The organism is Celeribacter sp., from assembly GCF_048270365.1.
Lineage (GTDB): Bacteria > Pseudomonadota > Alphaproteobacteria > Rhodobacterales > Rhodobacteraceae > Celeribacter.
On record NZ_JBLWTA010000005.1, the window covers coordinates 224187 to 238873 of the forward strand.

The following is a 14687-nucleotide window of genomic DNA, read 5'->3' on the forward strand; positions in this document are numbered from 1 at the left end:
ACGGTAAATTGAGCCAAAGAAAAAGGGGCGCCTGAAGCGCCCCTTTTGTGTGACCGGAAATAACGCGCCTTAGCTGCGCGGTTTGGAGTTTTCCGGGTCATAGAGCGGCGCGTAGCCGACGCCTGCGACCTCGACCGGGTAGGTCTCGTCGAGATAGGTGACGTGGAGCGTGCGGCCCACTTCACAATACTCTTTCGGCAGGTAAGCCAGCGCGATGTTTTTGCCCACGGTCGGACCGTAAGCCACCGAAGAGGTGAACGAACGACGGCCAAGCTCGTCGATCAGAACTTCACCCGTTTCCGGGTCCATCACCGGCATGGTGGTGTTCGGGTAGCGTTTCACACCGTTTTTATCCGTGTGCTCGAGCATCACCAGCGTGCAGAGCATCGCCGGTTGCTGTTCGCGGGCACGGTATTCAAGGTGCTTGTCCTTGCCGACAAATTCCGCCTCTTTCACTTTCGGACGCGACAGGTCGGCCTCATAGAGGTTGTACATCGTGTTCAGATCGGCGTTCTGCAGACGCAGGGATTTCTCCAGACGACGGGAGTTGGCGTAGGTTTCGACACCCACGGCCATCACGCCCGTCCCACGCAGCGCGTCCCAAACGGCGAGGCCGTCTTCGTAGCGCATGTGAAGTTCCCAACCTTGTTCACCCACATAGGAGATGCGGAAAGCTGAGACTTTCTTGCCTGCGATCTCGATGGTTTTGATCGCCGCAAAGGGGAAGTTCTCGATGTCCAGCATGTCCGGATCGGCGACAACCTTTTTCAGGTTCTCACGCGCATTCGGACCCCAGATGCCGATGGTGGTGAAGTCCTCGGTCGTCTCGGTGATGGTCACGTCGAGACCGCGGTCTTCGGCCATGCGCTTCATGTACATGAGATCGCGCGGACCGGCGTCGGCACCGTTCACGAGGCGGCAGCGGTCTTCCATGCGGAACACCGTGAAGTCGGCGCGAACCATGCCCGCGGCATCGAGCATGTGGGTGTAGATGCCCTTGCCGATGTTGTTGTCGCCACCGATTTTCGCCGCACAGAGGTATTCCATCAGCTCGACGTGGTCGGGCCCCGAAATGTCGGTCATGTGGAAGTGCGACAGGTTGATGATGCCGCAATCGGCGGACATCTCAAGCTGTTCGGCGTTGGAGACGCGCCAGAAGTGACGGTTGTCCCACTCGGCCTCACGCACCGGAACCTGATCGGCGTATTTCTCAAGCAGATGCTCGTTGGCCGCGTAGCCGTGGGCACGTTCCCAGCCACCAAGCTCCATGAAGTAACCACCAAGTTCAACTTCGCGCTCGTAGAAGGGCGAACGACGCACGCCGCGACCGTTGGCGAAGGGCTCGCGCGGGTGGACTGGCGGGTTGTAGATTTTCGCGGCAGTTTCTTCGCAACGGCCCCAGATCCAGTCTTCGGTCAGCTGGTAGTCGCTGAAACGCGCGTAGTCGATGCCATTGTGGTCGACATCGGTGCGGCCTTTGGTCATCCAGTCGGCGATGAGTTTGCCCATGCCGGGGCCGTCTTTGACCCAGATCGCGACCGCGTACCACAGGCCGCGCAGTTTGCGGCTTTCGCCCATGGACGGGCCGCCATCGGTGGTGGTTTGCAGCAGACCGTTGAAGGAATGGCTTTCGTTGAAACCAAGTTCCGCGAGGATCGGCGTCAGTTCCATGGCTTTTTCAAGCGGCTCGATCACGTCCTCGAGGCTCAGGTCGCGCATGGACGGCCCAAGGCGGGCTTGCTCTTTTTCGAGAATGTCGCGCGGATGCACCATGCGCACGTCTTTCTCGTAGTAGTAACCCCATTCCATCTGGCCACCCTCGGTGGTCGAAGGATCGCCGGTGTCGCGCATATAGGCGGAGTTGCCCTGGTCGCGCAGAAGCGGACGGCCAATCTCAAGACCGGTGCCCGCGAATTCATCATAGGGCCCGAAGAAGGTCAGCGGGTGGTCGACCGGCATCACCGGGAGGTCTTCGCCTGCCATTTCGGCAATCAAACGGCCCCAGAGACCGGCACAGACCACAACGTAATCGGCCATGATGGTGCCGCGATGGGTTTTCACGCCGGTGACGCGACCGTTCTCGGTCAGAAGTTCAAGCGCCGGGGTGTTGGCAAAGACTTTGAGCTTGCCGGTTTTCTCGGCCGCGTCGATCAACTCGCCTGCGACGGCTTGGGAGCGCGGCACAACGAGACCAGCATCCGGGTCCCACATGGCGCATTCGATCTCGTCTTCTTCGAGAAGCGGGAATTTCTCTTTGGCCTCAGCAGCCGTGATCATTTTCACGTTGGAGCCGAAGGCACGACCGGAGTCACAGCGGCGCTTGAGTTCGGTCAGACGGTCCTCGTCGCCTTTGCGGCACACTTCGATGCCGCCGATGCGGGAATACCGGCCCATCTTCTCGTAGAAATCCATCGAGTACATGGTGCTCCACGTGCTCAACAGATCGTGGCTGGTGGCAAAGCAAAAGTCTGACGCGTGGCCGGTGGAGCCGATGTCGGTGGGGACGGCGGATTTGTCGATGCCGACAATATCATCCCAGCCGTTTTCGATGAGGTGGTGTGCCACGGAGGCGCCGACGATGCCGCCGAGACCGACGATGACGACTTTGGCCCTGTTGGGGAACGAAGACATATCTCTCAATCCTTCTTTTCGAGGTGCTTGTCTGTGGAGGGCGCGGGGAGGGCGCGCCGGGATCTACGGGGGAAACGGTCGGCCCCGAAACCGACGACAGCCGCGCGGAGGAAATCTCCCCCCGCGCGGCCAGAATCTGTGCCGTAATCTATATCACGGCTTGGTGTCATGCACCCAGCTCCGGCACATCATAGCCTTTTCTGCGGTAGGCCGCGATCAGCGTGTTGTGCATGAGGGTCATGATGGTCATCGGACCGACGCCCCCCGGAACCGGGGTGATGGCGCGGGCGCGGGTCGCGGCGGAGGCAAAGTCGACATCGCCCACGAGGTGCTTCTCTCCATCGCGGATGACGCGGCTGGTGCCTACGTCGATCACGGTCGCACCCTCTTTGATCCATTCGCCTTTGACCATCTCGGCCTGACCGACAGCGGCGACCACGATGTCCGCCTTGCCGACTTTCTCCGGGAGATCCGCCGTACGCGAATGCGCCATGGTGACGGTGCAGTTTTCTGCGAGCAGAAGCTGTGCCATCGGCTTGCCGACCAAAATCGACCGACCCACGACAATGGCGTCGAGACCCGACAGAGACCCAAGCTGATCTTTCAAAAGCATTAGACAGCCGAGCGGCGTGCAAGACACCAGACCCGGAAGGCCGGAGGCCAGATAGCCAGCGCTCAGCGGGTGAAGCCCGTCGACATCCTTGGCGGGATCAATGGCTTCGATCACTTGCAGGCTGTCGAGGTGACGGGGCAGGGGCAGTTGGACGAGGATGCCGTCCACGGTCTCGTCGGCATTCAATTGTGCCACGAGGTCCATGAGGGTCTCTTGCGTCGTGTCTTCGGGCAGCGTGTGCTCAAAGCTCTCCATGCCCAGCTTGCGGGCCATGCGGCCTTTGGAGCGGACGTAGATTTCGCTGGCCGGGTCAGAGCCTACCAACACCACAGCGAGACCGGGCGCGCGGCCGGACTTTTCGGTGAAGACGGCGGCTTTCTCGGCGATGCGATCCCCAAGCCCGGCTGCAAAGGCCTTTCCGTCGATGATTTGTGCGGTCATGAACGCACCTCCTTAGAAAAAGCGAAAAGGGGACCGGCTGGCCCCCTTCCGGACAGGGAAATTACGGCGTGAAGACGACGGTGCGGTGGTCGTTCAACATGACGCGGCCTTCGAGGTGGTATTTCACCGCACGGGCCAGGACGCGGGACTCGATGTCGCGACCGGTGGCCACGAAGTCCTCGGCGGACATGGTGTGGGTGACGCGTTCGGTTTCCTGCTCGATGATCGGGCCTTCGTCGAGGTCCGGCGTCACATAGTGCGCGGTCGCCCCGATGAGTTTCACGCCGCGGTCGTAAGCCTGGTGATAGGGCTTCGCGCCTTTGAAGCTTGGGAGGAAAGAGTGGTGGATGTTGATGATCATGCCGAAGAGTTTGGTCGACAATTCGTTGGAGATCACCTGCATGTAGCGGGCGAGGATCACCAGCTCGGCGCCGGTTTCCTGAACCAGAGCGGCAAGTTTCTCTTCCTGCTCGGCTTTGTTTTCCTTGTTCACCGGCCAGCAGTGGAACGGGATGCCTTCCTGATCGGCGACTTTGCGGGCGTCTTCGTGGTTGGACACGATGGCCACCACTTCGGCGTCGAGCCAGCCGGTTTTGATCTGGTAGAGAAGGTGCAGCATGGCGTGGTCGAATTTCGACACCATGATGATGATCTTCGGCTTGCGGGTCTCGTCCGAGATCTTGAGGTTCAGGTTGAACCGATCGACGGAGGGTTTCAGCGCCAGTTCGATCGCATCGCGCTCGATGGTCTCGGGGAAGAGGCAGGACATGCGCAGGAAGAATTTGTTCGTCTTGCGGTCCCAGAACTGGTTGGATTCGGCGATGTTTGCACCACGGGACGCCATGGCGGTGGTGACGGCGGAGACGATGCCCGGCTGGTCGTCACAGGCGATGCGCAGGGTGTAGGAATTGGAGCTCATTGGATTGGTTCCGTTCATAAATGTCTGATGGGTGAGCGTCAGAGTTGACGCTCAAGCTCAGGCACGATCTCGAAGAGATCGCCAACGATGCCGTAATCGGCCACTTGGAAGATCGGCGCATCTGCATCGGTGTTGATGGCCACGATGATTTTGCTGTCCTTCATCCCGGCAAGGTGCTGGATCGCCCCGGAGATGCCGCAGGCGATGTAGAGGTCCGGCGCCACGACTTTGCCGGTCTGACCGACCTGAAGATCGTTGGCGGCATAGCCCGCATCCACGGCCGCACGCGACGCGCCGATGGCGGCACCGAGTTTGTCGGCCAAGGGGGTGATGACCTCTTGGAACTTCTCTTCGGAGCCGAGCGCACGGCCACCGGAGACGATGATCTTCGCAGAGTTCAGTTCCGGACGGTCGCTCTCGGACAGGATGTTTTGCACAAAGCTGGACAGATCGCTGCCCTCAGCGGGCGCGTCCACGGAGGTGACAGCGGCGGAGCCACCTTCACCAGCGGCGGCGAAGCCGGCGGTGCGGACGGTCAGGACCTTGGTCGCGTCGGTGGCTTGCACCACCTCAATCGCGTTGCCCGCATAGATCGGACGTTTGAAGGTGTCAGCGGAGACCACTTCGATCACCTCGGAGACCTGCATCACGTCCAAAAGGGCCGCGACGCGCGGCAGCACGTTTTTGCCGGTCGTGGTGGCAGGCGCCAGGATGGTGTCATAGTCGCCCGCGAGCGACACGATCAGCGCTGCGGAGGCTTCGGCGAGACGCTCGGCCAGCGCATCGCTCTCGGCCACGAGCACCTTGCGCACACCGGCCAGTTTGGCGGCGGCGTCAGCGGCGGCAGAGGCGTCTTTGCCCGCGATCAGGATGTCGACGTCGCCGCCGATTTGGGACGCTGCGGTCAGAGCCTTGGCGGTCTGATCGGACAGGGTCGCGTTGTCATGTTCTGCAAAAAGAAGAATAGCCATATGTTCAGATCCCTGCGCTTAGATGACGCCAGCTTCGTTTTTGAGCTTTTCGATCAGCTCGGCGGGGGAGGCGACTTTGATCCCGGCCTCACGCTGTGCGGGCTCTTCGACACGCAGCACGTTGAGGCGGTTTTCGACCGTCACGCCGTAATCGGCGGGGGTCTTTTGATCGAGCGGCTTTTTCTTGGCCTTCATGATGTTTGGCAAAGAGGCATAGCGCGGCTCGTTGAGACGCAGGTCGGCGGTGACCACGGCGGGGAGTTTGATCTCGATGGCTTGCAGGCCGCCGTCCACTTCACGGGTGACTTTCGCGGAACCATCACCAAGCTCAACCTCGGAGGCAAAGGTGCCTTGCGACCAACCGAGGAGGGCAGAGAGCATCTGACCCGTTTGGTTGGCGTCGTCGTCGATGGCCTGTTTGCCGAGGATCACGAGACCGGCCTCTTCCTCAGTGGCAACGCCTTTGAGGAGCTTGGCAACGGTCAGCGGCTCGGTGGTGCCGTCAACGGTGATGAGAATGGCGCGGTCGGCGCCCATGGCGAGCGCGGTGCGCAGAACGTCTTGCGCCTGAGCGGGGCCCACGGAAACGGCGATGACCTCATCGGCCTTGCCCGCTTCTTTCAGACGCACGGCTTCTTCGACGGCGATCTCGTCGAAGGGGTTCATGGACATTTTGACGTTGGCGAGTTCGACACCGGAATTGTCCGCTTTGACACGGATTTTCACGTTGTAATCGACCACCCGCTTTACAGGAACGAGTACTTTCATTTTTCCCTCTCTGTCGGCCCGAATGGTGAGGTTCCGGGCACGGGCCCCGGTGCGAGGCCTTTGCATTATTTCCAAGATAAGGGAGCAAGGTGCCGTAGCGATGCCCCCGGTGGCGTTCCCGGTCCAGCCAGGTTTACCTTCAAAACTCCGATGCCGGGCGAGGGATGAAACAGAGAGGCGAAACGGGTCTCGCGAACTTGCGACGGGCCATGAAAAATGGCGGTTCGTGATCCCTGACCTCTCGGAGTTGTCGTCGGTCTCCCGACTCGCGTCCTCGTCATGACGACCGGATTTCTGATCGTGCTGGGCAATATGACGACTTTTGCGTCGAAAAATAGAATGATTGCGTCAATCGAAGATTATCGCTACGACAGGATATCTGGGGTTTCCTGTTTGGAGGGACAAAGATGACGACTCCGTCTTCCCGAGAGCCATCCGGTCGCGACTCATCCGCTTTGCCGCGCAGCACCACGCTGCGGGCTCAAAAGCCGCGCAGTGAAGGCCCGCGCCTGTCAGTGGGCTTTATCCTTGCGCGCCGGTTTACGCTCTGTGCCTTCGCCAATTTCGTCGATGTGCTGCGCTTGGCCGCCGATGACGGGGATCGCAGCCGACCGATTTTATGCGACTGGACGGTGCTCTCCGACACGATGGACCCGGTCGCGTCGAGCAGTGGCATCACGGTGCAGCCCAAGGAGCGTTTGGGCGATCCGCGGCGCTTTGACTATATTGTCGTGGTCGGCGGTTTGATGGATGAAACACCGTCTCTTGGGCAGGCCTACCACCGCTTTCTGCAACAGGCGGCGGAGGCGAATATCCCGCTGATCGGGGTCTGCACCGGCGCCTTCTTTTTACACCAAGCGGGGCTTTTGGATGGCTATCGTTGCTGCGTGAGCTGGTTCCATCACTCTGATTTCCTTGAACAATTCGAAGGCCTCAATCCGGTCGCGGATCAGATTTTCGTGGTGGACAGAGATCGTCTGACCTGTTCGGGCGGGGCCAGTTCCGCGCATCTCGCGGCCTATCTCGTCGACAAACACGTGGGGCGCGCGCAGGCCAGCAAGAGCCTGCACATCATGATCATCGACGACGCGTTGCAAGAGGACAAACCGCAGCCCGGTCTGCCGCTCGATCTTAAGACCCAAGACCCGATTGTGCAGCGCGCGCTCTTGTTGATGCAGCAGAATATCGACACGCCGATCACGGTGCAGGACATCGCGCAGCGGATGGGCAACAGCAAACGTCAGGTCGAGCGCCATTTCCGTCTGGCGCTGAACACCTCGCCGCAGGCGGCCTTTCTCGACATGCGCCTGAATTTTGCCAAGCACCTCATCGAGAAGTCGCAAAAGTCTATCGCACGGATCGCCGTGGACGCCGGATTCTGTGATTCTTCGCATTTGAGCCGCATGTTCCGGCGCCGTTATGGCGACACACCGCAGTCTTTTCGGGCATCTCCCGGTCAGGAAGATTAATTTCCTGCCTGTAAACTGGTCGCAAAAGTTCTTTTTTCGAGCGATTCTGCTCGCAAAACAGACGAAGATAAAATTCTGCGTCAAATCGCCCAGAGCTTCTGCGCAATAATACAGGGTGATTGACGCAGCTATACTCCCTGCGCTTCGGCCTTCTCTCAATATTCCCTGAAATTCCTGGCCACGGTGCCGCTCTCGGGCGGCGTTCGTAGGCTCAACAACAAGAACTCAGGGAGAGTTTGGGTCATGGTGGCATCCCGCGACGACGCGTTCGTGTCTTTCGAACATGTACAGAAAAGCTACGACGGTGAGACCCTCGTGGTGAAAGACCTCAATCTGCAATTGGCCAAGGGTGAATTTCTGACCATGCTCGGGCCGTCGGGCTCCGGCAAGACCACCTGCCTGATGATGCTCGCAGGCTTTGAGACCGCCACCCACGGCGAAATCCGCCTCGATGGCAAACCGATCAACCAGGTGCCGCCGCACAAACGCGGTATCGGCATGGTGTTCCAGAACTACGCGCTCTTCCCGCATATGACCGTGGGCGAAAACCTGTCCTTCCCGCTCGAAGTGCGCGGCATGGGCAAGTCCGAGCGCGAGGCGAAAATCAAACGTGCGCTCGATATGGTGCAGATGGGCGCCTTCGCGAACCGTCGCCCGGCGCAGATGTCCGGCGGTCAGCAACAGCGGATCGCTCTGGCCCGTGCGCTGGTGTTCGATCCGAAACTCGTGCTGATGGACGAACCTCTGGGCGCGCTCGACAAACAGCTGCGTGAACACATGCAGTTCGAGATCAAACACCTGCACGAAAGCCTCGGCATCACCGTGGTCTATGTGACCCACGATCAGGGCGAAGCGCTGACCATGTCCGACCGCGTGGCCGTTTTCAACGATGGCCGTATCCAACAACTCGCCCCGCCCGCCGAGCTTTATGAACGTCCCGACAACAGCTTTGTCGCGGGCTTCATCGGCGAGAACAACAAGCTGCCGGGTGTGATCGAAGAGCTGAACGGCGACCGTGCCGTGGTGCGTCTTGAGAATGGTGAGCTGATTGATGCCACCGCCGTGAACGTGAATGCCAAGGGCGACAAGACCCTCGTGTCGATCCGCCCCGAGCGGGTTGAATTTAAACCGGAATTGATCCCCGCAGGCGCGCATACCATCGACGCCGAGGTCCTCGAAGTCATCTACATGGGCGACATTTTGCGCACCCGGATGCGTGTCGCCGGTCATGACGAATTCGTCGTGAAATGCCGCAACACCATCGACCAGATGCCCCTGACCCCGGGCCAGCGCATCCGCATCGGTTGGAACCCGCTCGATGCGCGCGCGCTCGACATGATCTGAGTTTCTTCGTCCCGGCGAACAGGGCCGGGGCGAGGCCATACACGCGAGAGGCACAAAGGCCGCCTGCGTTTCATCCTGATCCAACATGGAGACCAACATGAACAAAAAGACCCTTTTGGCCCTGACCACCGCGCTTGGCGGCCTGGCGCTTCCGGCTCTGGCTGAGGACATCACCATCATGAGCTGGGGCGGGTCCTATGCCGCCGCTGAAACCGAAGCTTACTACAAGCCCTTCACCGCAGAGACCGGCATCGGTGTCGTCTCCGTGGACGCCGACAACCCGGCGACCCCGGTGAAAGCTCAGGTGGATGCCGGCAACGTCACCACCGACGTCGCCCTGTTCCTGATCTCCGACGCGATGCGCCTGTGCGACGAAGGCCAACTGATGCCGATCGACGCCTCGCTCCTGCCCGATGGCGCAGATGGCACGCCCGCGGAAGAGGACTTCCTCGAAGGTACGCTGAGCGAATGCATGGTGCCGAACGACATCTACGCCACCGCCGTGGCCTATGACGCGTCGAAATTCGCCGAAGGTGCGGCCCCGTCCTCCATCGCCGACTTCTTTGATACCGAGAAATTCCCCGGCAAGCGCGGCGTTCTGAAAAGCCCGAAAGTGGTTCTGGAAATGGCGCTGATGGCCGATGGCGTGCCGGCCGATGAGGTCTATGACGTGCTCGACACCGACGAGGGCGTGGACCGTGCCTTCGCGAAACTCGACACCATCAAAGGCGACGCGATCTACTGGGAAGCCGGTGCACAGCCGCCGCAGCTTCTGGCCGATGGCGAGGTTGTCATGACCATGTCCTACAACGGCCGGATTTTTAACGCCGCCGTCAACGAAGGCAAACCCTTCGAAGTGCTCTGGGACGGTCAGGTCTATGAGTGGGAAGGCTATGTGATCCCGGAAGGCGCGCCGAACGCCGAGGCTGCGATGGAATACATCAAATACGCCACCTCGTCCGAGCAATCCGCCAGCTTCTCCGAGCGCATCTCCTACGGCACGCCGCGTAAATCCGCAGCGCCGCTGGTGGGCAACGTGCACGGCACCGACATCCCGATGGCACCGAACCTGCCGACCTACCCGGAGAACATGACCAACGCTCTGGCGTCTTCCGCTGAGTTCTGGGTCGACCGCGAAACCGAGCTGGGTGAGCGTTTCAACGCTTGGCTCCTCGCCAACTGATCCTGTCTCAGGATCTGAAAAGTTTGCCGGGGGCTCCCCTTGTCCCCGGCAGATCGGCGAAAGAGCTTTACCTCTGCTCTTTCGCCGGTCCCCTAAGACCCGAATTTTGACGCGTGTTCTGACACGGCCGTGAGCGCGCCCCTCGCGCAGCTCCGGCGCCAAGATAAAGATAGGAAACAGGATGTCTGACGTCGCCTCTCAGTTGACCACCGCGGACGGGCGCCCGCTCAAGGCCGCGTTGGCTTCGGCGCAGGCCCAGGCCAAACGCCGCGCGTTTTTCCTTGTGCTGCCTTTGCTGCTGTTCATTCTGATCAGCTTTGCCGTGCCGATCGGCCAGATGCTGCAACGCTCGGTCTACAACGATCAGTTTTCCAAATCCGTTCCGGCACTCAGCCAGTGGTTCGCCGAGAACCCGAAAGGCACAGCACCCGACGAGGCCGCCTTTGCCGCGCTGGCCTCCGATCTCGTGCTGATGAAAGAGACGCGGGCGGCGGGCGATGCGGGCACGCGGATCAACTATGTGGTTTCCGGCACGCGCTCGATGTTCACCAAGGCGGCACGTGGCGCGGACAAATTGGAGCCGCCCTATATGGCGGCGATGCTTGAGCTGGACGAGGACTGGGACGACCCGTTGGTCTGGAATGCGATGCGCTCTGCGGCCAGCCCGTGGACGTTCGATTTCTACACCATCGCTTTCGATCTGGAACGCGATGCCGACGGCAAGCTGACCAAGGTCGATGAGAACCAGCGCATCTATTTCCGCCTGTTTATCAAGACCTTCCTGATTGCCGGGGTGATCACCGCGATCTGTCTGGTGCTGGCTTTCCCGATTGCGCATCTTTTGGCGACCCTGCCGATGGCCAAGGCCAACCTTCTGATGATCCTCGTGCTTTTGCCGTTCTGGACCTCGCTTTTGGTGCGGACCACGAGCTGGATCGTGCTGTTGCAGGGGCAGGGCGTGGTGAATGACATTCTCGTCGCTTTGGGCATCATCGGCGACGATGGCCGCCTTCAGATGATCTACAACCAAACGGGCACCATTATTGCCATGGTGCACATCCTTCTGCCCTTTATGGTGCTGCCGCTCTACTCCGTGATGCGCGTCATTCCGGTGAGCTACACCCGTGCTGCGCGCTCTTTGGGGGCCACCAGCTGGACGACTTTCCGCCGCATCTACCTACCGCAAACGATCCCCGGCATCGGCGCATGCGTGCTTTTGGTCTTCATCCTCGCGGTCGGATATTACATCACCCCCGCGCTTGTCGGGGGCGCAGACGGCCAATTGTTCTCCAACATGGTGCAGTTCCACATGACCAAGGCCAACTGGTCCATGGCGGCGGCTCTGGCGACTATGCTTCTGGTGGGCGTCTTGGTGCTCTACTGGCTCTACGATCGCCTGATCGGCATCGACAAACTGAAACTCGGTTAAGGAGAGAGACTGATGGCCCTGCCTAGCTACGCCTCCCCGCTCGAACGCACCTGGCACTACGCCTACCTGGTGATCTGTGTCCTCGTGTTCTTCTTTCTGATCGCGCCGATCCTTGTGATCGTGCCGCTGTCCTTCAACGCGGAACCCTATTTCACCTATACCGAGAAGATGCTCAGCTTCGATCCCGAGGGCTACAGCCTGCGCTGGTATGACTCGCTTTTGACCTCTGGAATGCAAGCGGCCGAAGCCCTGCGCGATGGCGCATGGTGGTCCGATCTCTGGCACAATGCGGATTGGGTGAAAGCGGCGAAGAACTCCGTGATCATTGGCTTCTGGGCGACGATCCTGTCGACCGTTCTGGGCACTTTGGCGGCCCTTGGTCTGGCGCGTCCCGAAATGCCGTGGCGCCGGACGATCATGGCGATCCTGATCAGCCCGATGATCGTGCCGATCATCATCGTCGCGACGGGGATGTTCTTTTTCTACTCCAACCCCTGCGCCATCGTCGGCATGGAGTGCGGGCGCCTGACCTCGACCTACACGGGCGTCGTTTTGGCCCACGCGGCGCTTGGCATTCCCTTCGTGATCATCACCGTGACGGCGACCATGTCGGGCTTTGACCAATCCCTGATCCGGGCCTCCGCCAGCCTCGGTGCCAACCCGCGCCGGACGTTCTTCAAGGTGGTGATGCCGCTTATCCTGCCGGGCGTGATCTCTGGTGGTCTCTTTGCCTTCGTCACCTCCTTTGACGAAGTGGTCGCCGTGCTCTTCATCGCAGGCCCCGATCAACAGACCATCCCGCGTCAGATGTGGAGCGGCATCCGCGAACAGATCAGCCCGGCGATTTTGGCCGTGGCGACGATCCTCGTGATCATCTCCATCGCGCTTTTGACCACGGTGGAAATCCTGCGCCGCCGGTCCGAACGGCTGCGCGGTGTGGCGGCGCATTAAGCCGACCTAGCCGGGCGATATTTATCGCCAACTATGTTATACTATAGCTACGCGCCCTTCCGCCTGGACGGGCGCGTTTGCGTTTGTGACGCAGTTGTTCTGCGGTTTCGCCTCATTGCTCCGCGCGCGAGAGGGGCCTGCCGCGCTTTTCTGGTCGGACGCATGGACCGTATTTGAGCGGTCCGTTTGCGGGCGGGCTGATCCGGGAGGACGGAGCGGCCTGATCCTGAAACCGCACTGATATAGATATATTGGGAGGAAAATCATGAGTTCCAACAAAGGCGTCGTCTACATGGGCCCCGGCAAGGTCGAGGTCCAATCCATCGCAGATCCGGTGATGGCCGCTCCCGATGGGCGCAAGCTTGAACATGCGGTGATCCTGAAAGTGATCTCCACCAACATCTGCGGCTCCGACCAGCACATGGTCCGTGGCCGCACCACCGCGCCCGAAGGTCTCGTGCTGGGTCACGAAATCACCGGCGAAGTGATCGAAAAAGGCTCCGACGTCGAGATGCTGAACGTCGGCGACATCGTCTCCGTGCCGTTCAACGTCGCCTGCGGTCGTTGCCGTTGCTGTAAAGAACAGGACACCGGCGTCTGTCTCACCGTGAACCCGGAGCGCGCTGGCGGGGCCTTCGGCTACGTCGACATGGGCGGCTGGGTCGGCGGTCAGGCACGCTATGTCATGGTGCCCTACGCCGACTTCAACCTGTTGAAATTCCCGGATCGCGATCAAGCCATGGAGAAGATCACCGATCTCACCATGCTCTCCGACATCCTGCCCACCGGCTTCCACGGTGCGGTTCAGGCCGGTGTCGGCGTCGGCTCCGTGGTCTATGTCGCGGGCGCGGGTCCAGTGGGTCTCGCTGCGGCGGCCTCTGCGCAGATCCTTGGTGCTGCCATCGTGATGATCGGTGACTTCAACAAAGAGCGTCTGGATCACGCCGCCAAGATGGGCTTTGTCCCCGTCGACCTGAACCAAAGCGACCGTCTGGGCGACATGATCGCCGAGATCACTGGCAGCCCCGAAGTGGACGCCGCCATCGACGCCGTGGGCTTTGAGGCGCGCGGGCATTCGGGCGGCGAGCAACCGGCCATCGTGCTCAACCAGATGATGGACATCACCCGCGTGGCGGGCAGCATCGGCATTCCGGGCCTCTACGTGACCGAAGATCCGGGCGCGACCGATGAAGCCGCCAAAGTCGGTAGCCTGTCGCTGCGGTTCGGCCTCGGCTGGGCGAAGGCGCAGAGCTTCCACACTGGTCAGACCCCGGTTCTGAAATACAACCGCCAGCTCATGCAGGCGATCCTGCACGGACGTCTGCCGATCGCGGACATCGTGAACGCTCAGGTGATCTCGCTCGAGGATGCGGCGAAAGGCTATGAGGCCTTCGACCACGGTGCCGCGAAGAAATTCGTGCTCGACCCGCATGGGATGCTTAAGGCGAGCTGAGCCTGCCTCGATAAGAAACAGAAAGGGCGGCCCGAGTTGGCCGCCCTTTTTTCTATCCGATCATCTCGATCCGCGCCGGATATTCGCCCTTGTGCAGCAAAGGCGTCACGGGACCTTCAAGCCGCCCGAGCCGGATCAGGTCGTTGCGGAACGTATAGTCATCGTGGAACAGCGCCAGATTACCCCAGCCGAGGAAATAGCACAGATCACCCGGCGTCTCGTCGTCGAACGGCGCATAGCCACCCTCGTCAAGACGGCGGGGCAGGTGGACGATTTTCTCGTTGGTGGAAAAATCTTCGATCGTCAGATCGATCGGCAGCATGAAGATCAAGTCCCGCGTCGTCGGGTTGTCGATGAGGCTGTAGATCGCCTTCTGATCGTCAAAGCTTACCCGCATCTGCATCGTGTTCTGAGCGTGCACACGGGCGGGAACAGTCAAAGCTGTGGCGGCGGCTGAGGCGATGAAACCTCGTCGGGACAAATGGTTGAATGGCATGGGATCTCCGGGGCGTGTT

The 14687-nt window shown here is 60.6% G+C and carries 12 protein-coding genes; 6 read left to right on the forward strand and 6 right to left on the reverse strand.

All coding sequences use genetic code 11. From position 1 onward, the window contains the following. Positions 1 to 69 precede the first annotated feature (69 nt). The 5 genes from ACN0X0_RS09440 to ACN0X0_RS09460 form a co-directional block, all read right to left on the reverse strand. On the reverse strand, positions 70 to 2631 hold the full coding sequence (locus tag ACN0X0_RS09440; RefSeq protein WP_417278949.1) for a GcvT family protein: 2562 nt from the start codon (positions 2629 to 2631) through the stop codon (positions 70 to 72). Positions 2632 to 2797: 166 nt separating this feature from the next. Continuing rightward, positions 2798 to 3685 carry a bifunctional methylenetetrahydrofolate dehydrogenase/methenyltetrahydrofolate cyclohydrolase FolD gene (gene folD, locus ACN0X0_RS09445; protein ID WP_417278950.1) on the reverse strand — a complete coding sequence of 296 codons (888 nt, stop codon included), beginning with the start codon at positions 3683 to 3685 and terminating at the stop codon, positions 2798 to 2800. A gap of 61 nt (positions 3686 to 3746) precedes the next feature. Then, positions 3747 to 4604: a formyltetrahydrofolate deformylase gene (gene purU, locus ACN0X0_RS09450; protein ID WP_417278951.1), complete on the reverse strand. Its 858-nt coding sequence runs from the start codon at positions 4602 to 4604 to the stop codon at positions 3747 to 3749. A gap of 38 nt (positions 4605 to 4642) precedes the next feature. Next, positions 4643 to 5575: an electron transfer flavoprotein subunit alpha/FixB family protein gene (locus ACN0X0_RS09455; protein ID WP_417278952.1), complete on the reverse strand. Its 933-nt coding sequence runs from the start codon at positions 5573 to 5575 to the stop codon at positions 4643 to 4645. Positions 5576 to 5593: 18 nt separating this feature from the next. Next, positions 5594 to 6343 (reverse strand): electron transfer flavoprotein subunit beta/FixA family protein, encoded by a 750-nt coding sequence (locus tag ACN0X0_RS09460; protein WP_066703658.1) that lies wholly within the window; start codon positions 6341 to 6343, stop codon positions 5594 to 5596. 407 nt (positions 6344 to 6750) lie between these two features. Between ACN0X0_RS09460 and ACN0X0_RS09465 the strand changes: the two genes are divergently transcribed. From ACN0X0_RS09465 to fdhA, 6 genes are all read left to right on the forward strand, one after another. Continuing rightward, complete coding sequence (locus tag ACN0X0_RS09465) at positions 6751 to 7812, forward strand: GlxA family transcriptional regulator (RefSeq protein ID WP_226552872.1); 1062 nt, start codon at positions 6751 to 6753, stop codon at positions 7810 to 7812. A gap of 243 nt (positions 7813 to 8055) precedes the next feature. Continuing rightward, positions 8056 to 9156 (forward strand): ABC transporter ATP-binding protein, encoded by a 1101-nt coding sequence (locus ACN0X0_RS09470; protein WP_417278953.1) that lies wholly within the window; start codon positions 8056 to 8058, stop codon positions 9154 to 9156. A gap of 97 nt (positions 9157 to 9253) precedes the next feature. Continuing rightward, positions 9254 to 10339: an ABC transporter substrate-binding protein gene (locus ACN0X0_RS09475; RefSeq protein ID WP_417278954.1), complete on the forward strand. Its 1086-nt coding sequence runs from the start codon at positions 9254 to 9256 to the stop codon at positions 10337 to 10339. Positions 10340 to 10520: 181 nt separating this feature from the next. Then, a complete protein-coding gene (locus ACN0X0_RS09480; protein ID WP_417278955.1) occupies positions 10521 to 11768 on the forward strand; it encodes an ABC transporter permease in 1248 nt (415 codons plus the stop codon). Between the two features lie 12 nt (positions 11769 to 11780). Beyond that, positions 11781 to 12719, forward strand: coding sequence for an ABC transporter permease (locus tag ACN0X0_RS09485; protein ID WP_417278956.1), 939 nt, complete (start codon positions 11781 to 11783; stop codon positions 12717 to 12719). 265 nt (positions 12720 to 12984) lie between these two features. Beyond that, on the forward strand, positions 12985 to 14172 hold the full coding sequence (gene fdhA, locus ACN0X0_RS09490) for a formaldehyde dehydrogenase, glutathione-independent (RefSeq protein WP_417278957.1): 1188 nt from the start codon (positions 12985 to 12987) through the stop codon (positions 14170 to 14172). 52 nt (positions 14173 to 14224) lie between these two features. On the opposite strand, the gene ACN0X0_RS09495 is transcribed toward fdhA, so the two are convergent. Further along, positions 14225 to 14668, reverse strand: a complete 444-nt coding sequence (locus ACN0X0_RS09495; RefSeq protein ID WP_417278958.1) for a cyclophilin-like fold protein — start codon at positions 14666 to 14668, stop codon at positions 14225 to 14227. Positions 14669 to 14687 lie beyond the last annotated feature (19 nt).